At 65.8% G+C, this 24,051-nt stretch carries 32 protein-coding genes; 18 read left to right on the top strand and 14 right to left on the bottom strand.

From position 1 onward, the window contains the following. A partial coding sequence (locus tag DDE13_RS11355) for an OmpA family protein (RefSeq protein WP_111404220.1) occupies positions 1 to 499 on the top strand: 499 nt, incomplete at its 5' end. Positions 500 to 575: 76 nt separating this feature from the next. Beyond that, positions 576 to 1,361: a FadR/GntR family transcriptional regulator gene (locus DDE13_RS11350; RefSeq protein WP_111404218.1), complete on the top strand. Its 786-nt coding sequence runs from the start codon at positions 576 to 578 to the stop codon at positions 1,359 to 1,361. Positions 1,362 to 1,536: 175 nt separating this feature from the next. On the opposite strand, the gene DDE13_RS11345 is transcribed toward DDE13_RS11350, so the two are convergent. The 6 genes from DDE13_RS11345 to DDE13_RS11320 form a co-directional block, all read right to left on the bottom strand. Next, complete coding sequence (locus tag DDE13_RS11345) at positions 1,537 to 2,100, bottom strand: F0F1 ATP synthase subunit B (RefSeq protein WP_111404216.1); 564 nt, start codon at positions 2,098 to 2,100, stop codon at positions 1,537 to 1,539. Beyond that, a complete protein-coding gene (locus DDE13_RS11340) occupies positions 2,097 to 2,639 on the bottom strand; it encodes a F0F1 ATP synthase subunit B' (RefSeq protein ID WP_111404214.1) in 543 nt (180 codons plus the stop codon). The genes DDE13_RS11345 and DDE13_RS11340 overlap by 4 nt, the downstream gene beginning before the upstream one ends. Before the next feature lie 82 nt (positions 2,640 to 2,721). Next, a complete protein-coding gene (locus DDE13_RS11335; RefSeq protein WP_111404212.1) occupies positions 2,722 to 2,958 on the bottom strand; it encodes a F0F1 ATP synthase subunit C in 237 nt (78 codons plus the stop codon). A gap of 61 nt (positions 2,959 to 3,019) precedes the next feature. Continuing rightward, positions 3,020 to 3,769 carry a F0F1 ATP synthase subunit A gene (locus DDE13_RS11330; protein WP_235868676.1) on the bottom strand — a complete coding sequence of 250 codons (750 nt, stop codon included), beginning with the start codon at positions 3,767 to 3,769 and terminating at the stop codon, positions 3,020 to 3,022. A 41-nt stretch (positions 3,770 to 3,810) separates the two neighbouring features. Next, complete coding sequence (locus tag DDE13_RS11325) at positions 3,811 to 4,170, bottom strand: AtpZ/AtpI family protein (protein WP_111404208.1); 360 nt, start codon at positions 4,168 to 4,170, stop codon at positions 3,811 to 3,813. Positions 4,171 to 4,355: 185 nt separating this feature from the next. Next, the gene (locus DDE13_RS11320; protein ID WP_111404206.1) at positions 4,356 to 4,655 is read right to left on the bottom strand and encodes a hypothetical protein; all 300 of its coding nucleotides are present in this window, start codon (positions 4,653 to 4,655) and stop codon (positions 4,356 to 4,358) included. 116 nt (positions 4,656 to 4,771) lie between these two features. Between DDE13_RS11320 and DDE13_RS11315 the strand changes: the two genes are divergently transcribed. Then, entirely contained in the window at positions 4,772 to 5,134 is a 363-nt protein-coding gene (locus DDE13_RS11315) for an ArsR/SmtB family transcription factor (protein WP_111404204.1), read from the top strand. Here the strand turns inward: DDE13_RS11315 and DDE13_RS11310 are convergent. After that, entirely contained in the window at positions 5,121 to 6,011 is an 891-nt protein-coding gene (locus DDE13_RS11310; protein WP_111404225.1) for a LysR family transcriptional regulator, read from the bottom strand. The two genes, DDE13_RS11315 and DDE13_RS11310, sit on opposite strands and share 14 nt — an antisense overlap. Before the next feature lie 337 nt (positions 6,012 to 6,348). Between DDE13_RS11310 and DDE13_RS11305 the strand changes: the two genes are divergently transcribed. Further along, a complete protein-coding gene (locus tag DDE13_RS11305; protein WP_111404202.1) occupies positions 6,349 to 6,834 on the top strand; it encodes a hypothetical protein in 486 nt (161 codons plus the stop codon). 296 nt (positions 6,835 to 7,130) lie between these two features. Here DDE13_RS11305 and DDE13_RS11300 read toward each other — a convergent pair whose 3' ends face one another. Then, complete coding sequence (locus DDE13_RS11300; RefSeq protein ID WP_162630960.1) at positions 7,131 to 7,841, bottom strand: response regulator transcription factor; 711 nt, start codon at positions 7,839 to 7,841, stop codon at positions 7,131 to 7,133. Between the two features lie 191 nt (positions 7,842 to 8,032). After that, positions 8,033 to 8,314 carry a CtrA inhibitor SciP gene (gene sciP / locus DDE13_RS11295; RefSeq protein ID WP_111404198.1) on the bottom strand — a complete coding sequence of 94 codons (282 nt, stop codon included), beginning with the start codon at positions 8,312 to 8,314 and terminating at the stop codon, positions 8,033 to 8,035. A gap of 547 nt (positions 8,315 to 8,861) precedes the next feature. On the opposite strand from sciP, the gene ffh reads away from it, so the two are divergent. The 11 genes from ffh (at position 8,862) to DDE13_RS11245 (ending at position 15,701) form a co-directional block, all read left to right on the top strand. Next, positions 8,862 to 10,352: a signal recognition particle protein gene (gene ffh, locus DDE13_RS11290; protein ID WP_111404196.1), complete on the top strand. Its 1,491-nt coding sequence runs from the start codon at positions 8,862 to 8,864 to the stop codon at positions 10,350 to 10,352. Then, a complete protein-coding gene (locus tag DDE13_RS11285; protein ID WP_111404194.1) occupies positions 10,349 to 10,861 on the top strand; it encodes a GNAT family N-acetyltransferase in 513 nt (170 codons plus the stop codon). Before ffh ends, DDE13_RS11285 begins: the two co-directional genes overlap by 4 nt. After that, positions 10,858 to 11,175 carry a chorismate mutase gene (locus tag DDE13_RS11280; RefSeq protein WP_111404192.1) on the top strand — a complete coding sequence of 106 codons (318 nt, stop codon included), beginning with the start codon at positions 10,858 to 10,860 and terminating at the stop codon, positions 11,173 to 11,175. The genes DDE13_RS11285 and DDE13_RS11280 overlap by 4 nt, the downstream gene beginning before the upstream one ends. 41 nt (positions 11,176 to 11,216) lie before the next feature. After that, positions 11,217 to 11,576 carry a 30S ribosomal protein S16 gene (gene rpsP / locus DDE13_RS11275; protein ID WP_111404190.1) on the top strand — a complete coding sequence of 120 codons (360 nt, stop codon included), beginning with the start codon at positions 11,217 to 11,219 and terminating at the stop codon, positions 11,574 to 11,576. A gap of 58 nt (positions 11,577 to 11,634) precedes the next feature. Further along, positions 11,635 to 11,778 (top strand): hypothetical protein, encoded by a 144-nt coding sequence (locus DDE13_RS22855; RefSeq protein ID WP_162630959.1) that lies wholly within the window; start codon positions 11,635 to 11,637, stop codon positions 11,776 to 11,778. Beyond that, the gene (gene rimM / locus DDE13_RS11270; RefSeq protein ID WP_111404188.1) at positions 11,775 to 12,317 is read left to right on the top strand and encodes a ribosome maturation factor RimM; all 543 of its coding nucleotides are present in this window, start codon (positions 11,775 to 11,777) and stop codon (positions 12,315 to 12,317) included. Before DDE13_RS22855 ends, rimM begins: the two co-directional genes overlap by 4 nt. Continuing rightward, positions 12,314 to 13,144, top strand: a complete 831-nt coding sequence (gene trmD, locus DDE13_RS11265) for a tRNA (guanosine(37)-N1)-methyltransferase TrmD (protein WP_111404186.1) — start codon at positions 12,314 to 12,316, stop codon at positions 13,142 to 13,144. Before rimM ends, trmD begins: the two co-directional genes overlap by 4 nt. A 49-nt stretch (positions 13,145 to 13,193) precedes the next feature. Then, complete coding sequence (rplS, locus tag DDE13_RS11260) at positions 13,194 to 13,586, top strand: 50S ribosomal protein L19 (RefSeq protein WP_111404223.1); 393 nt, start codon at positions 13,194 to 13,196, stop codon at positions 13,584 to 13,586. 11 nt (positions 13,587 to 13,597) lie between these two features. Continuing rightward, the gene (gene rpmE / locus DDE13_RS11255) at positions 13,598 to 13,819 is read left to right on the top strand and encodes a 50S ribosomal protein L31 (RefSeq protein WP_111404185.1); all 222 of its coding nucleotides are present in this window, start codon (positions 13,598 to 13,600) and stop codon (positions 13,817 to 13,819) included. A 106-nt stretch (positions 13,820 to 13,925) separates the two neighbouring features. Then, positions 13,926 to 14,513 (top strand): ribonuclease HII, encoded by a 588-nt coding sequence (locus tag DDE13_RS11250; protein ID WP_328587840.1) that lies wholly within the window; start codon positions 13,926 to 13,928, stop codon positions 14,511 to 14,513. A 93-nt stretch (positions 14,514 to 14,606) separates the two neighbouring features. Continuing rightward, complete coding sequence (locus tag DDE13_RS11245; RefSeq protein WP_111404183.1) at positions 14,607 to 15,701, top strand: site-specific DNA-methyltransferase; 1,095 nt, start codon at positions 14,607 to 14,609, stop codon at positions 15,699 to 15,701. A gap of 4 nt (positions 15,702 to 15,705) precedes the next feature. Here the strand turns inward: DDE13_RS11245 and DDE13_RS11240 are convergent, their stop codons facing one another. Beyond that, a complete protein-coding gene (locus tag DDE13_RS11240; RefSeq protein ID WP_111404182.1) occupies positions 15,706 to 16,161 on the bottom strand; it encodes an Lrp/AsnC family transcriptional regulator in 456 nt (151 codons plus the stop codon). A 130-nt stretch (positions 16,162 to 16,291) separates the two neighbouring features. Here DDE13_RS11240 and ald point away from each other — a divergent pair, with 130 nt between their 5' ends. The 3 genes from ald (at position 16,292) to DDE13_RS11225 (ending at position 19,535) form a co-directional block, all read left to right on the top strand. After that, a complete protein-coding gene (gene ald, locus DDE13_RS11235; protein ID WP_111404181.1) occupies positions 16,292 to 17,410 on the top strand; it encodes an alanine dehydrogenase in 1,119 nt (372 codons plus the stop codon). Between the two features lie 119 nt (positions 17,411 to 17,529). Further along, positions 17,530 to 17,961: a universal stress protein gene (locus tag DDE13_RS11230; RefSeq protein ID WP_111404180.1), complete on the top strand. Its 432-nt coding sequence runs from the start codon at positions 17,530 to 17,532 to the stop codon at positions 17,959 to 17,961. 20 nt (positions 17,962 to 17,981) lie between these two features. Continuing rightward, positions 17,982 to 19,535, top strand: a complete 1,554-nt coding sequence (locus tag DDE13_RS11225) for an alanine/glycine:cation symporter family protein (protein WP_111404179.1) — start codon at positions 17,982 to 17,984, stop codon at positions 19,533 to 19,535. Positions 19,536 to 19,746: 211 nt separating this feature from the next. Here DDE13_RS11225 and DDE13_RS11220 read toward each other — a convergent pair whose 3' ends face one another. From DDE13_RS11220 to DDE13_RS11205, 4 genes are read right to left on the bottom strand one after another with little or no spacing between them, the layout of a single operon-like run. Beyond that, complete coding sequence (locus tag DDE13_RS11220) at positions 19,747 to 20,499, bottom strand: FadR/GntR family transcriptional regulator (RefSeq protein WP_111404178.1); 753 nt, start codon at positions 20,497 to 20,499, stop codon at positions 19,747 to 19,749. 1 nt (position 20,500) lies between these two features. Continuing rightward, complete coding sequence (gene yjfF / locus DDE13_RS11215; protein WP_111404177.1) at positions 20,501 to 21,472, bottom strand: galactofuranose ABC transporter, permease protein YjfF; 972 nt, start codon at positions 21,470 to 21,472, stop codon at positions 20,501 to 20,503. After that, positions 21,469 to 22,491 (bottom strand): ABC transporter permease, encoded by a 1,023-nt coding sequence (locus DDE13_RS11210; protein WP_111404176.1) that lies wholly within the window; start codon positions 22,489 to 22,491, stop codon positions 21,469 to 21,471. The genes yjfF and DDE13_RS11210 overlap by 4 nt, the downstream gene beginning before the upstream one ends. Beyond that, entirely contained in the window at positions 22,488 to 23,990 is a 1,503-nt protein-coding gene (locus tag DDE13_RS11205) for a sugar ABC transporter ATP-binding protein (RefSeq protein WP_111404175.1), read from the bottom strand. Before DDE13_RS11205 ends, DDE13_RS11210 begins: the two co-directional genes overlap by 4 nt. Positions 23,991 to 24,051 lie beyond the last annotated feature (61 nt).

Below are 24,051 nucleotides of genomic sequence, written 5' to 3'. Positions count from 1 at the left end.
GGGCGGCAGCGGCGGGCGCGCGGCGGCGGGCGCGGTCGCCGGGGCTGCCATCGGCGGGATCATCGGCCAGCGGCTCGACCGGCAGGCGCGCGAACTGGATGCGGAACTGGGCGACCAGATCACCGTCACGAACCAGGGCGACCAGCTTCTGGTGAATTTCCCACAGGATATCCTGTTCGCCGTGGACAGTGCCGCGGTCGATGCAGGCGCACGCACCGAATTGCGCAAGCTCGCCGCCAACCTGCAACGTTACCCCGACACCAACGTGACGGTGATCGGCCATACCGACAACACAGGCTCGGCCGGGCACAATTTCGAGCTGTCCAACCGCCGCGCGGGGACCGTAGCGGGCATTCTCGTCGATGGCGGGGTGTCCGGCACGCGGATCACCTCCATCGGGCGGGGCGAGGACGCGCCGGTCGCATCGAACCTGACACCCGAAGGCCGCGCCCAGAACCGCCGGGTCGAGGTCATCATCCGCCCCGCCACAACGGGCTGACGCAAGGTCAGCAGACGGCTGGACGGGCGCGGCATCCACGGCGTATGCTCGTCCGGCCCTTTCGGTGGACCGCAACATGACATTCAGACGTATCGAGCCCGAGAAATTGTCCCGCTCCGTCGTGCGCCAGATCGAGACACTGATCCTGCGGGGCGTGCTGCGGCCGGGCGAGCGGCTGCCATCCGAACGCGATCTCGCCGAACGGCTGGGCGTGTCGCGCCCGAGCCTGCGGGACGCCGTGGCCGACCTGTCCGCGCGCGGGCTTCTGGTCAGCCGGGCCAATTCGGGCATCTACGTGGCCGAAGTGCTGGGATCGGCGTTTTCCCCGGCACTGGTGGACCTGTTCGAACGCCATGACGAGGCGGTGTTCGACTACGTGTCCTTTCGCCGCGACATCGAGGCCCTGGCCGCCGACCGGGCGGCGCGCATGGCATCGGACACCGATCTTGCCGTGATCGACACGATCCATCTGCGCATGGTCGAGGCGCATGAGGGCCGCAGCGATCCCAAGCTGGAGGCACAGCTCGACGCGGAATTCCACCTGTCGATCATGGAAGCCAGCCACAATGTCATCATGCTGCACATGATGCGGTCGATGTTCGACCTGCTGCGGCAGGGCGTGTTCTACAACCGCCAGTCGATGTTCCTGCAACGCGCGAACCGCGAGGGCCTGCTGGCGCAGCACAGTGCGATCAACGCCGCCCTACAGGCGCGCGACCCGGACGCGGCGCGGGCTGCGGTGGTGGCGCATCTGGACTATGTCGAAGACATGTTGCGCGACCGCCAGCGTGCTGCCGCCAACGAAGCCGTGGCAGCCCAGCGGCTTGCCCATGAGCAGGAACGCGCGGCCCGGGCCCGGTAATCCGGCTCGCGTTCCCGCGGGGTCCGGAGAGCACGCACAGGTGCCGCCTCCCGCGCCGCGGAACGCACCTGCCCCGCCGTACAGGACCCGAAACCGGTGTGCCCCGTGCCCCAAACGGACAAGGACCCCGCACCCAAATGGGCCGGGGTCCTGTCGTTTCGCGTGGACGCACGCATCAGTGCAGACGCTGCCCCACCTCGTCGATGGAGGCATCGATCAGCGACGCGGCGGTATGGCCGCTCATGCCGCTGGCCATGATGTCCCGCGCAGCGGCGACGGACAGGGCAACGGCCTGGTCGCGAACATCGCGCACGGCGGACGCCTGCGCCTGGGCGATCTGTTCCTCGGCCGCCTGCATGCGGCGGGCGATGGACAGTTCCAGATCCTTCTTGGCCTGTTCCGACGCGGCCGCCGCGTCCTTCTTGGCCTGCTCCACGATGCGGTCGGCCTGCGCCTGAACATCGCGCTGCTTGCGCTCATAAGATGCCAGCAGCGACTGGGCGTCCTCGCGCAGGGTGCGTGCCTCGTCCAGCTCCGACTGGATGGTCTCGGCGCGCTTGTCCAGCATGCCGCCCAGAAGGCCCGGCACCTTGAAATAGACCAGCACGGCGATGAAACCGAGGAACGCGAGAAGCACCACGAAATCGGTGTTGCGCAGGGATACGAAGGGGCCCGTGGCGGCAAGGGCCGGGCCCGCCGCCATCATCAGGGCGCATGTCAGTCGGATCATCGCGGTCATCCTTTCAGCCGGGCATCGACCGCGGCGGCGACCGCGGCGTCGTCGGTCTGCCCTCCAAGGGCGGCTACGATGGCGCCGGTCGTGTCCTTGGCCACGGCTTCGACGCTTTCGAGCGCAGAGGCACGGATGGCCGCAATGGCCTTCTCCGACTCGGCGGCGCGTTCGGCAATCTCGGCATCGGCCTTGGCGATGGCGTCGTTCACGTCGGCCTGCATGGCGGCCTTGGTTTCGTTTGCGATGCGCTGCGCCTCGGCCCGTGCGTCGGCGAGCGCCTTTTCATAGGCGGCCTCGGCGGCCTGCGCCTTGAGCTTCAATTCCTCGGCGGCACCAAGATCGTTTCCGATCGTGTCCTGGCGGTCGGTGAGGATACCCGCGATGCGCGGCAGCGCGATCCGGGACAAAATGAAATAGATCGCGACCAGCGCCACCACCAGCCAGAAGATCTGGTTGGGAAAGGTCGCAAAATCAAGTTGCGGCATCCCTGCCGCTTCGGACCCGTTTGCCGCGGCCCCGTGCGCCGTGGTCGGTGTGTCGGCCATGTCGTCGTCCTCCAGGAACCGGTCTGCCCAAACGGGCCGGGCGCCGATCAGCGCCGCGGCCCGGTCGTCACAAGGGTCCGGATCAGACGGCGAACATCAGCAGAAGTGCAACGAGGAACGAGAAGATCCCCAGCGCTTCGGCGAAGGCGATGCCGATGAACAGCGTCGCGGTCTGGTCGGCAGCGGCCGAAGGGTTGCGCAGCGCGCCGGACAGGAAGTTGCCTGCCACGTTGCCGACCCCGAGGGCGGCAAGGCCCATGCCGATGGCCGACACGCCTGCGCCGAGGAATTTGCCGAGTTCTGCGATATCGCCTTCCATGGACTTCTCTCCTGTATGTTGGAATGGCTGGAGTTGGGGGCCCGACCTGACGGAAGTCCCGTCAGTGATGCGGATGCAACGCGTCCTTGAGATAGACGCAGGTCAGGATGGTGAACACGTAGGCTTGGATGAAGGACACGAGGATCTCGAGCCCGTACATGGCCATGACGCCGAGGATGGCGAGCGGCGACAGCGCGGCCAAGCCGGCGAAGGCGGCGAACACCTTGATGACGGCGTGGCCTGCGGTCATGTTGCCGGCAAGACGAATGGAATGGCTGACGGGGCGCACGAAGTAGGAAATCACCTCGATGATCGCCAGCACCGGGCGGATCGCCAGCGGGGCGGAGGTGACCCAGAACATGCCGAGGAACTTCGGCCCGTTGAGCACGAAGCCCAACACGGTGACCGCGAGGAACACCGCCACCGCGAGCACGGCAGTCACGGCGATATGGCTGGTGGTGGTGAAGGCCATCGGCACGAGCCCGAGGAAATTCGCCACGAGGATGAACATGAACAGCGTCATGATGTAGGGAAAGTACTTCACCCCGTCCTTGCCGGTCACGTCCACGACCATCTTGTAGACGAAGCCATAGGCCAGTTCGGCGATGGATTGCGCCTTGCCCGGCACGATGCGCGCGTCCCGGGTGGACCGCACGAGCAGCAGCGCGATGACCGCCACGGTCAGCGCAAGCCAGAGCGTCACGTTGGTGGGCGTGTACCACGCCACACCGCCATCGCCGAAAAGCGGCGACACGATGAACTGGTCCATCGGGTGAAACACAAGACCGCCGCCGTCCGTTTCCGTAGCCACCTGCCGTTCCCTTTCGCGTCATCCCCGTCGCCGGGGTCTGTTCATCTGTCCGCGTCGCTGCCGCGGTCGTCCCTGCCCGTCCCGTCGCCCGCCTGGGGGCGTGCCGTGAATTCCGCCGCGGTGCGCATCATGACGCGCACACCGGCCGCGAAACCCAGCAGCGTGAACAGCACCAGAAGGATCGGCGTCGTGCCAAGAAGCACATCCAACCCGTACCCGATGCCGAACCCGATCACGAGACCGGCCACAAGCTCGCTCACCATCCGCCAGCCCTGTTGGGCTTTCGAATAATGTTCCTCTTGGTGGGGGGTGTCCGGAGCCCGCGCCTTGCGAACCCTGGCGATACGGGCATCAAGCTCTTTCAGCCTGTCGCCGCCGTCGCCATCATCCGGCCCAGTCATTCCGACCCTCCTGAGGTTGCCGCGGACACTAGGCGCAGCAGCCGCCCGAGTCAACGCGCCGCAGCGCGGCGATCCGCCAGCGCAACCCTTTGAAAACATGAAAAGACCCGCGCCGGTGCACAGGTGTCGCACGCGGCCGCGGGCCTTGGTCATATTCAACTGAAGGGTTTATCTTTACGCTGGCATCAGGGCTTTTCGGTCTTGCGGCCCCGCGCCTCGGCCCGTGCAACCTGCACGGAAAACCAGACGTAAAAGCCGCCGGCGACCAGCAGACACGTCGCCACGCTGAATGTCGCCAGCAGCAGCAGGACACCCCATTGCGTGACCCCCCACAGCCAGATCGCCGCGAAGATCACGCCGGCCCAGACGATATTGTCCCGGTCGCCATAGACCACGTCGCGGGCCATCCAGCCCAGCACGGGGATGTTGAAGAACAACCGCTGGTACAGCGGCAATTTCGGCGGGATGGGTGTGATGATGCTCATGCCCTGTTTATGGCGTGCGCAGGCGCGGCGACAAGGGTTCGGCATGCAATCATATGCAAAGCGCCGCCCGCGCCGCTGTCCTTGACCGGAACGGGCGCGCGCCGTAACGCCACCGCATGACGCAGGCTGCACCGGACACCCCCGCCGACCCGCTCGATCGGGTCTTCGCCGCGCTGGCGGACCCGACGCGGCGGGCGATCCTGTCGATGCTGCTGGAAGACGACATGGCCGTGACGGATGTGGCGGCGCCCTTTTCCATGTCGCTCGCCGCGATATCCAAGCACCTCGTCATCCTGACGCGCGCGGGGCTGATCGCGCAGGAAAAGCGCGGGCGCGTGAAATGGTGCAAGCTGGAACCGGATGCGCTGCGGGCGGCCTCGGTCTGGATGCAGGGGTTCGGTCAGTTCGAACCTGTCAATCTCGACGCCTTCGAACGCTTCCTCGAAATGGAACTCGCGCGGGACATCACGACGGGTTAGCCGCACTCCAGCCCTGCGCCGACGACTTGAGATGCTTCAGCAGCGCCTGCACCTTCGCGGTGCGGTGCAGGTCCACATGGGTGACCAGCCACAACTGGCTGTCCCACTCGTCGCGCGGCGGCAAAACCTGCACAAGTTCTGGGTGCTGCGCGGCTTCCCATGTCGGCAAAAAGCCGATCCCGGCCCCTTCGAGAACGGCATACTTGCCGCTGCGTGCATCGCTTGCCCGAAAGACGACGCGGTCGCGCGGAACGCGCTCCGCCAGCCAGCGGTAGAACGGCGCGCGGCTGTCCTCGGCATCGGCACCGACGAAATCGTGCCCGTCGAGTTCCGCGTCGGTATCCGGCTGGCCGCGCCGGTCGAGATAGGATTGCGCGGCATACATGCCCGTCCGGCTGAGATACAGCTTCTGCACCACGTTGTCCGGCTGGTCCGGCGCGCGCCCTGCACGGATGGCCACATGCGCCTCGCCGTATTCCAGCCGGAACAGGCGCTCGCCGGTCAGGTAGCGGGTCAGCACGCCCGGATGATCGATCTGGAACCGCGCGATGGCGGGCAGCAGGAGCGGCGACAGGATGGACAGCGACGTGATGACCAGTTCGCCCGTCACGCTGTCGCCCCGTCCCTTCAGCCGCCCGACAAGCTGCGTGAACTGGTCGTCCGTGGCCTGCGCGACCTGCAACAGGTCCCGTCCGGCCTCGGTCGCGGTGTAGCCGCGCGGATGTCGCTGGAACAGCTTGGTGCCGAGCCGCGACTCGAGCGCGTCCACATGCCGGATCACCGTGGCATGATGCACGCCAAGTTCGCTTGCGGCGCCCGACACGGTGCCGAGACGGGCCACGTGATAGGCGGTTCGGATTTCATCCCAGGCTTCGATGGACATTTCATTTGTGCATTTTTGAACAACTAGCCTCGACAATGACCACAGCGCCGCGCGCCATGCAAGTCCGGTCGTGATCGGATGGCGCTGCAGTGCGGGGCGCCAAAAGCCCAGCCGCACAAGGCCCACACGCGTCACCGTCGGATGTGCGGCGATTTCAAGGGCTCACGGCGTTGCTCAAGCTGGCGTGACCGGTGACGCCGGGTTAGCGAGAAGCGGCTGATTTTGCAGGGCCTTTCAAGATCGAACCCGGTGCTTAGGTCTGCTTCAACGGCGCGGCCCGGTGACAACGCGAAGTTGCCGCCACCGCCCGGAAGAAGGAAAGGATGAATACATGACACGTACCCTGACAGTGACTGCAATCGCCCTCGCCGCCGTTCTGCCGGCGAACGCATTTGCCCAGTCCGCCGGGAATTCGCAGCTTGCCGCACAGATCGGCGTGAACGCGGACCGGTACAGCGCCGTGGAACTCGTGCAACTGCGCGCCGAACTTGAAGAGAACAACCGCGAAGGCGTGAACCGCATCCTGCGCAATGCCGGGTCGGAGCTGACGTATGACCAGTTGTCGGCGGGTTTCCGTGAAGGCGCCGTCGATCTGAGCACCCGTCTCGAGACATCGGGCCAGCTGAGCCCGGCGCAAGAGCGCAGCGAAGCCGTCGCCAAGGCGCAGCTCGCAGGGCCGCTTAATGTCGACCCGGCGGATTTCACCCTCAGCGAACTGGTGGAACTGCGCACCGCCCGGGATGAAGGTGATGAAAGCGTGATCCGCGCTATCCTCGCGAAGGCGGGCGTTGACCGGACAGCGCTGTCGGTGAATTGAGCCGATTGCAGAAATGACGCAAGAGGGGGTGCGCAAGCGCCCCCTTTTTTCGTGGTCTGGCTATGTGTTCCCCACCGCAACAGGTGGGGCGGCATTGCCCACGCTCCCACGCATTGCGACTCCGCCGTTCACGGCGGTCCGCGCTTGTGCAGCGTTTGAATGTGAAAGATGGGCGGCCTGAGCGCGATATGGTCCGTTCCGGCCGCAAACGCATCGGGCAGGCGGTCCGGTTCAAGCCCGCCCCCGCGCAAAGTTGGGAAGAGACTGACAAACTCCTGCTGGACGGCTTTCGCGGCTCAGCCGACGGCGCGTCGCGCGTCGCCGTCATCGACCTGACGTGCATCCGGATCGCGCAGCACATATCCGCGGCCCCAGACCGTATCGATCAGGCTGTCGCCACCGGTCAGCTTCTTGATCTTGCCGCGGATCTTGCAAACGAACACGTCGATGATCTTGACCTCCGGCTCATCCAGACCGCCGTAGAGCTTGTCGAGGAACATCTCCTTCGACAGGGTCACGCCGCGGCGCATCGCCAGAAGCTGGAGCACTTCGTACTCCTTGCGCGTCAGCGGCACCTGGCTGTCGTCCACGAACGCCTTGCCAAGCGCCATGTTCAGCGTCAGACGCCCCACGCGCAGCACCTGCGATCCGTTGCGGTTCGCCAGTGCCTCGGCCTGGATGCTGGTCAGAAGGTCCTTCTTGTGGAACGGCGTGACGAGATGGCGCGTCCCTTCAAACCCCGGCAGCGGACGGTCGGCGAGCCCTGGCCCGACGATCACGATCATCGCGTGCGAGGACAGGTCGCGGTCATGACGTTCCAGAAGCGCCATGCACTCGGTTGCAGGCAGTTCGGCGTCGATCAACACTACGCCCGCCCGGTCGCCCACGGGATGCACCGCTGCAACCGTGTCGTGAACGCCAAGCCGATACCCGAGATCCGGATCGGCCAGCATCAGTCCGACACTTTGGGCCAGTTCGGAATTCCGGGTCAGCAGAAAGATATCCATCTTGTCCTCCATGCGCAGTCCGTTTCCAAGTATGAACGGCACGGCGCTGTTTCATGGGTCCGACCCCCCTCCACCCTGTCACAATCGCGTAACCTCGTTAACCTTAAATTTACACAGGTGGAGACAGGAATACAACCTTGGGTTCTTGTTGGGGTGGGGCCTATTGTCTGCGCAACCTCGCGCTGTAGCGTTCAGCGTGCGCCGCGCAGGGTATCGATGCGGGTCACCTTCAGGCCGGACAGACCGTGTCGCTGCACGCCGCGGATCCAGTCGGTCAGTTCCTCGTCCGACAGGTTGTAGCGCGACAACGCATCGGACCGCTTGATCAGGCCATGCATCACGGCCTTTGCCACAATAGCCTTGCGGCTGGCCACCCAACGCCGCGTTTCGGGATCGGGCAGGTCATCGCGGCTAAGAATGGTTCCATCCGGCAGGGTGACAACCCGTGGGCCATCGGTCTTTCGCAGGTACATGTCCGTCTTCCTTTCGCGTGCGTGGCAGACACGCATCGACCGGACCGAAAGTTGTGCACTTTCGGGGCGCGGCGCGCGGGGCGTCGCGGGGGCCGGTTCGGGCGGTCATGCCGTCTCTGGGCGGAGGGTCCGGCGATGATCCGCCAGTGTCCTTCGATGATTTGAAGATACGGGCGGCGGCGTGGTTACGGCAGGTGTTCAGAGGGTTAAGCATGCCGTGAAAAGCACAGGCCCCCTCCCCCGAGGCACAGCATGGCTATCCGAAAGGTTAAGACGCCTGATCTTGCGTCGCGCCCCAGGGCCGTGCCGCATGTCGCCCGCGGGCCGCGGTGGCGGCCATCCGAACACCTGGCAGATCGCGTGCCGGACTTGACATCGCGGTGCCGTCGGCGCATGACGCGCGGCAAGTCCCGGAAGCGTCATGCCTCCGGTCCCTTGGCCTGTTCAGGGATCGCCGTCCGCCAGCGCGTTGCGCCCGCGGGCGTGCGTCCGCATTGAACCGGGGATCGGCGGCGGCAACCGGCACGCAAGCAAGGGGGCCGCGCCCATGTTCGAAAGCCTGTCAGAACGCCTTGGCGGCGTGTTCGACCGTCTCACCCGGCAGGGTGCGCTGAGCGAAGACGACGTCAAGACCGCCCTGCGCGAAGTGCGCGTGGCGCTGCTGGAGGCGGACGTGTCCCTGCCGGTGGCCCGCGATTTCGTGAAGGCGGTGCAGGACAAGGCGACCGGTCAAGCGGTCACGCGGTCGGTCACGCCCGGCCAGCAGGTCGTCAAGATCGTCCATGACGAGTTGGTGCATGTTCTGGCGGGCGACGACGACGATCCCGGCGCGCTGAAGATAGACAGCGCCCCGGCGCCGATCCTGATGGTGGGGCTGCAGGGGTCGGGCAAGACCACGACCACCGCGAAACTGGCCAAGCGGCTGACCGAGAAGGCGGGCAAAAGGGTGCTGATGGCCTCGCTCGACACCAATCGGCCGGCGGCGATGGAACAGCTTGCGATCCTCGGCACCCAGATCGGGGTGGACACGCTGCCCATCGTGACGGGCGAAAGCGCCGTGCAGATCGCCAAGCGCGCGAAACAGCAGGCGACCTTCGGCGGCTACGATGTCTACATGCTCGACACCGCGGGCCGGTTGTCCATCGACGACGAACTGATGACCCAGGTCGAACAGGTCCGCGACGTGGTCACCCCGCGCGAGACGCTGCTGGTGGTGGACGGGCTGACCGGTCAGGACGCCGTGACCACCGCGCAGAATTTCGACGACCGCATCGGGATTTCCGGCGTCGTGCTGACCCGGATGGATGGCGACGGGCGCGGCGGCGCGGCCCTGTCCATGCGCGCGGTGACCGGCAAGCCGATCAAGTTCGTGGGCCTTGGCGAGAAGGTCGACGCGCTGGAGACGTTCGAGCCGGGCCGCATCGCGGGCCGCATCCTCGGGATGGGCGACATCGTCGCGCTGGTGGAGAAAGCGCAGGAAACCTTCGAGGCCGAGCAGGCCGAGCGCATGATGAAGCGCTTCCAGAAGGGTCAGTTCAACATGAACGACCTGAAGGGGCAGCTTGACCAGATGCTCAAGATGGGCGGCATGGAAGGCATGATGGGCATGATGCCCGGCATGCAGAAGATGAAGAAGCAGGCCGATGCCGCCGGGCTCGACGACAAGGTGCTGCGCCGGCAGATCGCGCTCATCAATTCCATGACCAAGAAGGAACGCGCCAATCCGCAGATCCTGCAAGCATCCCGCAAGAAGCGCGTGGCGGCGGGTGCGGGGCTGGAGGTGCAGGAACTCAACCGGCTTCTCAAGCAGCACCGGCAGATGGCCGACATGATGAAGAAGATGGGCAAGATGGGCAAAAAGGGCATGATGCGGAACCTTGGCAGCCTGTTCGGCGGCGGCGGCGGGCCGTCCGAGGCTGAGATCAAGGCGGCGCAGGCACAGATGGGCAAGATGCCCGGCGGTCTTCCGGGCGGGCTTGGCGGCATGGGCGGTGGCGCGCTGCCGCCGGGCCTGTCCGGTTTCGGGAAAAAGAAATGATACCGGCGCTGGATCGCCTTGTGACGGCGCGGCTGGAACTGCGCCGACCGGTCATCGCGGATTTCCCCGCCTATGCCGCCTATTGCGCGTCGGACCGGGCGCGTTTCGTGGGCGGTCCGTTCGATGCCGCCCGCGCCTTCGAGAAATTCGCGGCCATGGCGGGGCATTGGGACCTGCGCGGCTTCGGGCGGTATGTCATGACGCGCGAGGGTCGCGCGATCGGCCATGTCGGACCGCTGCAGCTTCTGGACACCGAACCGCCGGAAATGACCTGGACCCTCTGGGATGGCGCGCTCGAAGGGCAAGGCTTTGCGCGTGAGGCGGCGCGCGCCGTGACCGCGCATCTGCTCGAAGGGTTGGGCTGGTCGGACCTGATCCTGCGGATCGCTGTGGACAACGCGCCGTCGCGCCAGTTGGCGGAACGGCTTGGGGCCATGCCGGTCGAAGCCCCTGCCCCGGCATGGATGCCGGACGCGGTGACATATAGGCTGGCGCAGGTGATGGCATGACCGACACGCGCCCCGATCCGACCGACGTTATCGCACGTGCCTCCGCGGTCCTGCGCGACCACCGCGACAGCATCGACCGGCTCGATGCGATCCTCGTCTACACGCTTGGCGAGCGGTTCAAGCACACGCAGGCGGTAGGGCGGCTGAAGGCGGCGCATGACCTGCCGCCGTCCGACCCGGCGCGGGAGGCGGCACAGATCGCGCGGCTCGAACGGCTCGCTCGCGAGGCCGACCTCGACCCCGAGTTCGCCAAGAAATTCCTGAATTTCATCATTCAGGAAGTCATCAAACACCACGAACGACAGCAATCCTGAGGGCTACGCGCCCCAACACAGCCATTCAAAGGAGAACAACAATGGCCATGAAACTTCGTCTCGCCCGCGGTGGGTCCAAGAAGCGTCCCTTCTACCGGGTCGTCGCCTCGGACAGCCGCATGCCCCGCGACGGGCGCTATATCGAGAAGATCGGGATCTACAACCCGCTCTTGCCCAAGGACAACGAGGACCGCGTGCGCATTGACGTAGAGCGCGCGCAATACTGGCTGGGCCAGGGCGCGATGCCCACGGACCGTGTGAGCCGCATGCTCGAAGCGGCGGGCGTGATCCCCAAGAAGGACCGTGCCAACCTCAAGAAGGGTGCGCCGGGCAAGAAGGCGCAGGAACGCGCCAAGGAAAAGGCCGCCAAGGCCGAAGCGGCTGCCGACGCCGCGGAGTGACGCATGCACTGCCGCGCGGGGTGTCCCGCGCGGCGACCGGGAGGCAGAGGGCTGAGGCATGATCCGTCTGGTGATCTATGCGGTGATCTTCGCCGCCGGCCTGTGGGCCGGCGCACGTTATGAACAGGTCACGGCGGTGGAACGTTGCCTGAACGCGGGCGGGTCAGCCGATCCGCGCGGGTTCTGCGTGGCACCGCAATGACCGCCCCCGGCGACATGGTCTGCGTGGGCGCCGTGGCGGGTGCCTACGGCGTGCGCGGGGAGGTGCGGCTGAAGAGCTTCTGCGCCGACCCCGAAGCCATCGCCGATTATGCGCCGCTCTGCACCGAGGACGGCGCGCAGAGTTTCACCGTGCGCCTGACCGGACAGACCAAGGGCGGCTTCACCGCCCGGCTGGGCGGCGTCACCAGCAAGGAGGCGGCGGACGCCCTGCGCGGCACGCGGCTGTTCGCACCGCGTGACAGGCTGCCGTCCCTGCCCGACGACGAATACTACCACGCCGACCTGATCGGTCTGGCCGTGGTGGATACCGGCGGTGCCGATCTTGGAACCGTCACAGCTGTGCACAATCACGGCGCGACCGATCTTCTAGAACTGCAGGTTCCGGGGATGTCAGATACGGTGTTGCTGCCCTTCACGCTGGCCGCGGTGCCGACCGTCGATCTTGCGGCGGGCCGGATCGTGGCGGACCCGCCCGCGGGGCTGCTGCCCGGCGACGACACGGGCGGGGACGACGCATGACCGCGCCCACCCGGTCCCATGGCCGCAAGTCCATCCGCCCCACCCTGCGGCCCAGCGACTTGATGGGGGAGCCCGCCGATCTGGTCGGCGCATGGAAGGCGCGGGTCATCACCCTGTTCCCCGAGGTTTTTCCCGGCATCCTTGGTGCGTCGCTGACCGGCAAGGCCCTGCACGAGGGCCTTTGGCAACTCGACTGCATCGACCTGCGCCAGTTCGGCATGGGGCGGCACCGCAACGTGGACGACACGCCGGTGGGCGGCGGTGCGGGGATGGTCCTGCGCCCGGACGTGCTGGCGGCCGCCCTTGCACAGGCAGCAAAGGGCACCTCGCCCGACCGCGCGCAATGGCCCGTGATCGCCCTGTCGCCGCGAGGCCGTCCGTTCCGGCAGGACATGGCGCAGGCCCTGTCGCAGGCCCGCGGCGTCACGCTGGTCTGCGGGCGCTTCGAAGGCATCGACGAGCGCGTGATCGATGCCTTCGGCATCGAGGAAGTGTCGATCGGGGACTTCGTGCTGACCGGCGGAGAGATCGCCGCGACAGCCTTGATTGACGCGACGGTCCGGCTTATACCCCGCGTGCTCGGGAATCACGCATCGGTGGAGGAGGAATCCTTTTCCTCCGGCCTGCTGGAGCACCCGCAGTACACGAAACCTGTCGATTGGGATGGCCGCACGGTCCCTGACATTCTCCTGTCCGGGCATCACGCGCATATCGCATCCTGGCGACAGGCACAGGCCGAACGGCTGACGAAGGAACGCCGCCCTGATCTCTGGCGGGCTTACTGTGCGCTGCATGGTAGGGACCCGGACGGGGACCAAGAGCTCTGAGGGCGCACACACGTCGCGGACAGAACCGCGCCACAAAAGGATGACCGCGATGAATCTGATCGCACAACTGGAAGCCGAGCAGGTTGCCGAGCTTGGCAAGGATATTCCGGACTTCAAGGCGGGTGACACCATCCGCGTCGGCTACAAGGTGACCGAAGGCACGCGCACCCGCGTGCAGAACTATGAAGGCGTCTGCATCAGCCGCAAGAACGGCAGCGGCATCGCCGGATCGTTCACGGTCCGCAAGATTTCCTTCGGCGAAGGCGTGGAGCGCGTGTTCCCGCTGCATTCGACCAACATCGAAAGCATCACCGTCGTGCGCCGCGGCCAGGTCCGCCGGGCGAAGCTGTATTACCTGCGTGATCGCCGCGGCAAGTCCGCCCGGATCGCCGAGAAGACCAACTACAAGCCGAAGGCCGATGCGGCCGACGCCAACGCGTAAGGACCGGCCCGATGAAAAAGAACCTGCATCCCGAATATCACGTCATCGACGTGAAGATGACCGACGGCACCGTGGTCCAGATGAAGTCGACATACGGCAAGGAAGGCGACAGCCTGTCGCTGGACATTGACCCGTTGTCGCACCCGGCCTGGACCGGCGGCTCGACCCGCCTGATGGACAGCGGCGGGCGCGTTTCGAAGTTCAAGAAGAAATACGAAGGGCTGGGTTTCTGAGGGAAGCGCCCTTCGAGACCGACCCAACCGGGCGCAGCGTGCAACACCGCTGCGCCCGTTTACGTTTCGTCCGATGATGCCCGATTTCGCTTTCGAGACAGCCGCGATGGCACGCGGACTGGCCCGCGTCGCGGGCGTGGACGAGGTCGGGCGCGGCCCGCTCGCCGGGCCGGTGACGGCAGCGGCGGTGGTGCTGAACCCGAACCGTATCCCGCCGGGGCTGAACGATTCCAAGAAACTGACGGCGGCACGGCGGGTGGCACTGGCGGCGATCCTGCGCGAGACCTGCGATCATTGCGTCGTGCATGTCAGCCCCGCCGAAATCGACCAGTTGAACATCCTGCACGCGAGCATGGCAGCCATGACCCGCGCCGTGGCGGGGCTGCACGCGCCCCCGGACCATGTGCTGGTCGATGGCAACCGGGTGCCGCCTGCGCTCGTGGGTCGGGCCGAGGCGGTGGTGAAGGGCGACGCACGAAGCCTCAGCATCTCGGCGGCGTCGATCCTCGCCAAGGTCGCACGCGATGCGGTGATGGCCGATCTGGCGCGCGCGTATCCGGGCTATGGCTGGGAGCGTAACGTAGGCTATCCCACGGCGGAACACCGCGCCGCGCTCAAGACCTATGGGGTGACCCCGCACCATAGACACAGCTTCGCCCCGGTCCACAACATCTTGTGCGGCGGCACAAGCTAACCCGCTGATTCCAAAAAAAAATTGACCGCGAATCGGTTTTGACTCATTTTGGCCGCAAAACAGCGCCCGTCCGGGCCACCAGAGGCAGTCACGATGAAACGCACCAAGAACCCGGCAGCACCCCTGCCCCGTAACGAGATCCTGCAGGGCGACTGCATTGACCGGATGAACGCGCTGCCCGAAGGGTCGGTCGATCTGGTCTTCGCGGATCCGCCCTACAACCTGCAATTGCGCGGCGACCTGCACCGGCCCGACAACAGCCGCGTGGACGCGGTAGACGATGCCTGGGACCGGTTCGACAGTTTCGCGGTCTATGACCGTTTCACCCGCGACTGGCTGGCCGCGGCGCGGCGCGTGCTGAAACCCGATGGGGCGATCTGGGTGATCGGCAGCTATCACAACATCTTTCGCGTGGGTGCTGCGTTGCAGGACGCGGGCTACTGGCTGCTGAACGACGTGATCTGGCGCAAGACCAACCCGATGCCGAATTTCCGCGGCAAGCGGCTGACCAACGCGCATGAAACCCTGATATGGGCGTCGCGGTCCGAAGGCGCGAAATACACCTTCAACTACGAGGCCCTGAAGGCGCTGAACGACGACGTGCAGATGCGGTCGGACTGGTCCATTCCGCTGTGCACCGGGCACGAACGGCTGAAGGACGCGACAGGCGCCAAGGCACACCCGACCCAGAAGCCCGAGGCGCTGCTGCACCGGGTGCTGGTGGGGACGACCAATCCGGGGGACGTGGTGCTCGACCCGTTCTTCGGCACCGGGACGACCGGGGCCGTTGCGCGGATGCTGGGGCGCGATTTCATCGGGATCGAACGGGACGAAGGCTACATTGAGGCGGCGCGCGCGCGGCTGGACAAGGTGCGCCCCTACACGCCCGAAGCGATCGCGGTCACGCGCGCAAAACGGGCCGAGCCGCGAGTGCCGTTCGGACAGTTGGTGGAACGCGGCCTCCTGCGTCCGGGCGAGGTGCTGGTTTCGCCGCGCGGACGCGCCGCGAAGGTGCGGGCCGATGGCACCCTGATCGCCGACAACGTGAAGGGGTCGATCCATCAGGTCGGTGCGGCGCTGGAGGGCGCACCAAGCTGCAACGGCTGGACCTACTGGTCCTTCAAACGCGACGGAAAGTCGGTGCCCATCGACATCCTGCGCCAGCAGTTGCGGGCGGAACTGTACTGACGGGTTATCGGATCGGATAGCCCCGCCACTGCTGTACGGGCCGAAGGGTGAATATCGTCTGCATACTGGCGACATGGGGCAGTCGCGCAAGGCAATCGCGGTGGATCGCGGCGTAATCCGCCATGTCGCGGGCCACCACGCGCAGGATGTAATCGGCATGCCCGCTTGTGAGGTGACATTCGAGGATGTCATCGAAGCGGGTGACTGCGGTCTCGAACGCTTCCAGCACCTCTCGCGCCTGGGATGACAGGCTGATTTCCACGAAGACCTGAAGGCTGAGGCCCAGTTTTGTCCGGTCGATCCGCGCGGCGTACCCTGCGATCACGCCGCTTTCTTCCAGTGCGCGCACCCGTCGGTGGCAGGCCGATGGCGACAGGCCGATTTCCTCGGCCAGAATGGCAATGGGGCGCGCACTGTTTCGCTGCAACGCGGCAATAATCCGGCGATCAAATCGATCCATCGAAGGATTTCCCGTCATACGCCCATCCTGTGCAAGTTTTTCCCGCCTGCATAGCGGCCATGCACAGGGTTTCGCAACAAATCCCGCCCGCGCCGGGTGACAAAGGGTCATCAACGACAGCGAGGGTCCCATGCGCATCGGCACACCGAAGGAAATCAAGAACCACGAATACCGGGTCGGACTGACCCCGGAGAGCGTCACCGAACTGGTGGCCCACGGCCACAGCGTGCTGGTGGAAACCGGCGCGGGTGCCGGGATCGGGGCGGAAGACGCGGAATACGTCGCCGCCGGGGCGGAGATCGTCGACACGGCCGCCGAGATCTTCGACCGCGCCGAGATGGTCGTGAAGGTCAAGGAACCGCTGGCCGAGGAACGCGCGATGCTGCGCGAGGACCAGATCCTCTATACCTATCTGCATCTCGCCCCCGACCCCGACCAGACCCGCGATCTGGTGCGGTCGGGCGCTATCTGCATCGCCTATGAAACCGTGACCGACGCGCAGGGCGGTCTGCCTCTGCTGAAACCCATGAGCCAGGTCGCGGGCCGCATGTCGGTGCAGGCGGGTGCCACGGCGCTGGAAAAGGCCCATGGCGGGCGCGGCGTCCTGTTGGGCGGCGTGCCCGGCGTCGCCCCCGCAAAGGTCGCGGTGATCGGCGGCGGTGTGGTCGGGTTCAACGCGGCGCAGATGGCCGTGGGCCTGGGCGCGGATGTGACGATCCTCGACCGCTCGCCCGCCGTTCTGGAACGGCTCGGCATCCATTTCGAAGCCCGCGCCAAGACCCGCTTTTCCAACCGCGCGAATCTTGCCGCCTGCGTGGCCGAGGCCGATCTCGTGATCGGGGCGGTTCTCGTGCCCGGCGCGGCAGCGCCCCGACTGGTGACGCGCGACATGCTGGGCACGATGAAACAGGGCGCCGTGATGGTGGATGTGGCGATCGACCAGGGTGGCTGTTTCGAGACGTCGCGCGCCACGACCCATGCCGATCCGACCTATCAGGTGGACGGCATCGTGCATTACTGCGTGGCGAACATGCCGGGGGCCGTGGCCCGGACATCAACCTACGCGCTCAACAACGTGACCCTCCCCCATGCCCTGCGTATCGCCGACCGGGGCTGGCAGGCGGCCCTGGCTGCCGATCCGCATCTTGCCGCCGGGTTGAACGTGGCCGCGGGCCGCGTGACCCATCCGGCGGTGGCGGCAGCGCTGGGATACGATCTCCTGCCTGTTGGGACGGCAATCGCCGCATAAGACGCCTTCCTTTTATTCCATGTCACGTTACTGTGACCGAACCGGCAGGAGAGGGGTGCCCCGGCCGGGGCCGTTGGCGCAGAGACAGGTATCGATAAGGGCCCCCGGGGAGATATTGCATGTCGGATGAACTTTATGTGGTCGGCTACGATGGCGAGCACAAACGCGCGATAGAACACGCCGCCGAACAGGCAGCCCGCGCGGGTGCCGCGCTGCACATCGTGCATGTGATCGAATGGTCGCCCTATCGCTTCCTGACGCCACAGGAACTGGAAGAGCGGCACAAGCGCAGGACCGAGGAAAGCACCCGGGCCGAGACCGAGGTCATCGCGCCGGTGCTGGAAGAGATGAAATCGCGCGGCATCACGGCCACGGGCGAGATCCGCTACGGCAACGTGGTCGAACTGCTGGCAGAGATCGCGCAGAAGCGCCGTGCCAGTGCCATCATCATGGGCCGCTCCGGCGGGTCGAGTTTCGGGGGGCGCATCTTCGGCAGCGCCGCCATGGGCCTGGCACAGGTATCGCCCGTGCCCGTGACCATCGTTCCATGACCGGCAAGAGGAATTTCCACATGAACCGCATGATTTTTGCCGCGATGGCCGCGATGGCCGCCCCCCTGCAAGCCGCGGCGCAGGGAATCGACGAGACCATCAACACGGTGATCGGCACGGCGACCGGGCCGTTCGTCAGCTTCATCTTCGCCCCGTTTCCCGGCACCACCTTTCCCTGGATCGTGGGCTGGCTGGTCGTCGGCGCCACCGTTTTCACTTTCTATTTCGGCTTCATCCAGCTCAAGGGCTTCGGCCACGCCATCGGACTGGTGAAAGGCGACTACTCCAACCCCGAGGACGAGGGCGAAGTCAGCCATTTCCAGGCGCTGGCGACAGCGCTGTCGGGGACCGTGGGGCTTGGCAACATCGCGGGCGTGGCGGTGGCCGTGTCCATCGGCGGGCCGGGGGCCACGTTCTGGATGATCCTCGCGGGTCTGCTGGGCATGGCATCCAAGTTCACCGAATGCACGCTGGGCGTGAAATACCGCAACGAATACCCCGACGGCACGGTGTCGGGCGGCCCGATGTATTATCTGGCCAAAGGCATGAAGGAACGCGGCTACGCCACGCTGGGACGGGTGCTCGCCGTGCTGTTCGCGATCTTCTGTATCCTCGGCGCGCTCGGGGGCGGGAACATGTTCCAGGCCAACCAGGCCCATGCGCAGCTTGTGAACATCACCGGCGGGACGAACAGCTTTCTTGACGGGAACGGCTGGATCACCGGCATCGTGATGGCGGGCATCGTGTTCATGGTGATCGTGGGCGGGATCAAGTCCATCGCGCAGGTGACCGAGCGGCTCGTACCGCTGATGGCGGTCATCTATGTCGGTGCAGGCCTTATCATCCTCGCCGCGAATTACGACATGATCGGCTGGGCCTTCGGGCAGATCTTCGCGGGCGCCTTCACCGGGCTTGGGGTCGCGGGCGGGCTTGTCGGCGCGCTGATCCAGGGGTTCCGCCGGGCCGCGTTCTCGAACGAGGCGGGCGTGGGTTCGGCAGCCATCGCCCACTCGGCCGTGCGCACCAAGGAGCCGGTCACCGAAGGCTACGTGTCGCTGCTGGAGCCGTTCATCGACACCGTCGTGATCTGCACCATGACCGCGCTCGTCATCATCATCACGGGCGTTCTGGGCAGCGATCCGGAGACTGGCCTTTACATCTGGGATGCCGAACTGGGCCGCATCGCCACCGAAGGCGGCATAACCGGGGTTGAACTGACCTCGGCGGCGTTCGGATCGTCGATTTCGTGGTTCCCTTATGTTCTGGCCATCGCAGTCGTGATGTTCGCCTTCTCGACCATGATTTCGTGGTCCTATTACGGGCTGAAGGCGTGGACCTTCCTCTTCGGGGAAGGCAGCGCAAGCGAGTTGACCTTCAAGGTGCTGTTCTGCGTCTTCGTGGTGATCGGCGCGGCAATGAGCCTCGGCCCGGTGATCGATTTCTCGGACGCCGCGATCTTCGCCATGGCGGTCGTGAACATCACGGGGCTCTATTTCCTGATGCCCATCGTCAAGCGGGAACTGGAAAAGTACAACGCCAAGCTCGCCAGCGGACAGATCGTCAAGGTGAAGTGATCTTCCCTTCGGGTCGGGACGGCTGCTGCGGCATCCGCCCTTTCCACGCTGCGTGGAACGCCGCCGGTGCAGACCGGCGGCGTTTTCCTTTCGGGGCACAGCCAGAGGGGCAATCGGCGCAGGTCCAGCCCCGGACACATACCGGGAGCGGCCAATACCATGGGAAACCCGTTCCTGCGTGTCCACCGCCACGCGTGCATGGCCTGCGCTGTCAGCGCGACATTGACCCCGGGCCGCTTCCATCGCCGAAAATCCGGGCCCATCCGACCTCGATGACGGCGACCATGGCGTCTCTCGCGGCTGCCGGATCGTGCGCGGCGATCGCATCCGCGATCCGCTGATGCCCATCGCAGATCGCACTTTGCTGTTCCGGATGCGGCTCGGGCGACGACCGCCGCAGCAACGACAGCAATGCCGCCCCGACAAGCGACACGACGGAGTGGAAGAACGCGTTGCCGGCCGCATCGAAGACGGCCCTGTGGAAGTCCATGTCGGCGACGGAGAACGCGGCGGGATCCTGTGCCGCACGCATCGCCTCGACGCAACGCGACAACCGGTCGATATCCTCGGCGCTCGCTTTTTCGGCGGCAAGCCCGGCGGCAAAGGGTTCGAACGCCAACCGCATCTCGAAAAGCTGCCGGAAGAAGCTGTCGCTCGGTTCGCCGTCCAGATGCCATTGCAGGACCTGCGCGTCGAACATGTTCCATTCGTTGCTTGGCCGCACCCGTGTTCCGACACGGGCCTTGGCAACCACCATGCCTTTCGCGGCCAGCGTTTTCATCGCCTCGCGCAGAACCGTGCGGGAAACCCCGAAGATCTCGACAAGTTCGTCGTCACGCGGCAGAAGTGCGCCGGGCGGCTGTTCGCCCGCCACGATGGCCCGACCCAGACCCTCGACCACACGCGCGTGGTTCCCGCCGCTCGGGCGGAGGCCGGGATCGATCTGGTCGAAAAGCTGTTTCATGTCAGGCCGTGCTTCTGCGTTGTCTCTGACCCAGGATCAAGAGCCCCTTTTGAAGCAAAATGAAGAGAAGCAAAAGCAATCCGATGACGATCTTGGTCCACCAGCTCGAAAGCGTACCGTCGAAGACGATGTAAGTCTGGATCAGGCCCATCGTGAGCACGCCGATCAGGGTGCCGAACACGTAGCCGGAACCTCCTGTCAGGATCGTCCCGCCGATGACCACGGTGGCGATCGCGATCAATTCGGTCCCCACGGTCGCAAGCGGATAACCCGACCCGGTGTAGATCGAGAAGACGATGCCCGACAGCCCGGCCATGAAGCCCGAAAAGGCGTAGATCAGCACGGTCGTCCGTCCCACGTCCGCTCCCATCAGCCGGGCGGTCTGCGAACCGCCGCCAAGCGCGAAGACGGCGGTGCCGAAACGGGTGCGATGGGCAAGGATCATGCCCGCACCGACCGTCAGCAGCATCAGCACCCCGATGAGTCTGAGCCGCCCCCCACCGGGCATCCGGTAATACGCGTCCTGAAGCATGTCGTAGAAAGGATGGGTAATCGGCACGCTGTCGATGGTCAGCATGTAGGCCGCCCCGCGCGCAAGGAACATGCCCGCCAGCGTGACGATGAACGGCGGCATCGCAAGCCCGTGGATCAGACCGCCCATGGCAGCCCCGAACGCCGTGGTCACCGACAGGAGCAGCGCAAAGACGATCAGCGGGTGCAGCCCGGTATCGCGCAGCAACACCGCGATGAAGACGCCAGAGAAGGCGATAACCGACCCCACGGACAGGTCGATCCCGCCCGATATGATCACGACGGTCATGCCGACCGCGACGATTCCGAGATAGGCGTTGTCGGTCAAAAGGTTGGCGATCACCCGCGTCGACAGCATCGCCGGAAACTGCAGGTAGCAGATCAGGTAGGCGACCAGGAAGATCGCGATGGTCGCATAGAGCGGCAGGACACGCGCGTTCATTCTGCGGCCTCTTCGGCTCGGGTGGCCGCATCCGCCCCGCGATCGCGCCGGAACAGGAACGACAGTTGCGGTTTCAGCCGCGGTGATTGCAGCACGAGAATAATGACGACCAGCCCGGCCTTGATCACGAGATTGAATTCGGACGGGAATCCGGCAAGCAGGATGCCGGTGTCGATGGTCTGGATGATGAAGGCGCCAAGCAGCGACGCGGCGATGGAAAACCGCCCGCCCAGCAGCGATGTGCCGCCGATCACGACCGCAAGGATCGCGTCAAGCTCGAGCCAGAGCCCGGCATTGTTCGCGTCCGCGCCGCGGATATCGGCAGCGACGATGATCCCCGCGATGGCCGCGCACAGTCCGGAGGCGACATAGACGGCGATCAGCAGGACATGCGCGTTCACGCCCGCCAGCGCGCTTGCGGGCCGGTTGATGCCGATCGCCTCGATCAGAAGCCCAAGCGCGGTGCGGCGTACCAGCAGCCCGAACGCGAGCCCGGTGCCGACCCAGATCAGGATCGGCGTCGGGATGCCCAGCACATCGCCCGTGCCGAAGAACGCAAGCCCGTCATGGCTGAAGGTCAGGATGCGCCCCTCGGTGATCATCTGCGCGATGCCCCGCCCCGCCACCATCAGGATCAGCGTGGCGACGATGGGTTGTATGCCGAAAAGCGCGACCAGTACGCCATTCCAAAGCCCGCACAGAAGCCCGGCGCCAAGCCCCACGGCCAGCGCCGCCGCAAGCCCGTAATCGTTGGAGATGGCCCAGGCTGAGGCTGCGCCGCAGATGGCCATCACCGCCCCGACGCTCAGGTCGATGCCGCGCGTGGCGATCACAAGCGTCATGCCGACGGCCAGCACCGCCACGGGGGCGCCGCGTTTCAGAACGTCCACGGCGCTGCCGACAAACCGGCCGTCCGACAGCTCCACGGCAAGAAAGCCGGGAAAGAACACCGAGACCAGAGCGATCACGGCGGCCAGCGTCAGCAGTTGCGGCGCAAGACGGCGCAGGCCCGGGCTCATGCCGTGGCTCCTTCAGCTTCGTGGGCGGCGATCGCGTTGATGATCGTTCCGGTTTCGATATCCGCGCCGACCAGTTCGGACACGTGGCGCCGGTCGCGCACCACGATGACCCGGTCGGACGCGGCGATGAGTTCGTCCAGTTCCGACGAGATCATCAGGATCGACATGCCCTGGTCGGTTAACTCGCCGATCAGTCGGAGTATCTCTGCATGGGCGCCGACATCGATGCCCCGCGTCGGCTCGTCCAGGATAAGGAACCGCGGGTTCATCGCCAGCCAGCGGGCCAGCACGACCTTCTGCTGATTGCCGCCGGACAAGTCGCCCACCGCCTTCTCGGCGTCCGATGTCCGGATGTCGAGACGCTTGATGTACATGTTCGCCAGCGCCTTCTGTTCGTGGCGCGGAATGGGCCTGGACCAGCCGCGCCGAGCCTGAAGCGCCAGTGCGATGTTCTCGCGGATCGAAAGTTCCGCGACGATCCCGTCCGTCTTGCGGTCTTCGGGCGCATAGCCAAAGCCCTGGGCGATGGCGGCGCGCGGCGATTTCAGATCGACCGGCCCGCTGGCGTCCCGCGCCGCGCCGCGATCGGCGGGCGTCCGCCCGAACAGCACGTCCGCCGTTTCCGTCCGCCCCGATCCGAGCAGCCCGGCAAGCCCGGTGACCTCGCCCTCGCGGATCGTCAGGTCGAAGGGTTCGACCTTGCCCCGCCGACCGAACCCGGAGAAGTGCAGCCGTTCTGCGCCCGGCTCTCTCGATTGTCGTCGTCCTTCAACCTCGGCCAGGTCGTGCCCCAGCATGTGATGGATCAGGTCGACCCGGTTCATCACCGCTGTCTCTGCCGTCACGATATGGCGCCCATTGCGCAGCACCGTCAGCCGGTCCGTCACATCGAACACCTGGTCGAGAAAATGGGAAATGAAAATGATGCCCAGCCCGCGCGCCCGCAGGTTGCGAACCACCTCGAACAGCGTTTCGGTCTCGCGCGCATCGAGACTCGCGGTCGGCTCGTCGAGGATCAGGACCTTGCCCGACAGTGCCACGGCCCGGGCTATGGCCACGATCTGCTGCACGGCCACCGGATAGCTGCCCAACTCGGCACCGACATTGACATGATCGAGCCCGTAGCCCGCCAGCATCTCCTGCGCCTCGGCACGCATCCGGCGGCCGGACACCATGCCCCAGCGCGTGGGCTGGCGTCCGAAGGTAAGGTTCTCGGCCACCGTGAGGTTCGGTAGCAGGTTCACTTCCTGGTAAACCGTGCCGATCCCCAGCGCCTGCGCCGCAAGCGTCGAATCCGGCGAGATGGGCGCGCCGTCCAGGCGGATTTCGCCCTTGTCGCGGGCATGCACGCCCGTCAGGCATTTGATGAGCGTGGATTTGCCAGCGCCGTTCTCACCCAGCAGCGCGTGAACCTCGCCGGCCTTCAGGTCGAACTGAACGTTTTCCAGCGCAACCGTGCCCGGAAAGGTCTTTGTCAGCTCGCGGATGGTCAGAAGCATCTTGCGCCCTCCCGCGCGGATCGGCGCGACGTGCCCGCAGGACCGCCGCGCCAGGGCCCCG

It is taken from the genome of Meridianimarinicoccus zhengii, assembly GCF_003254465.1.
In the GTDB taxonomy this organism is placed as follows: Bacteria; Pseudomonadota; Alphaproteobacteria; order Rhodobacterales; family Rhodobacteraceae; genus Meridianimarinicoccus; species Meridianimarinicoccus zhengii.
The sequence above is the reverse complement of the archived record's forward strand: the minus strand, read 5'-3'. Positions and strand labels throughout refer to the sequence as shown.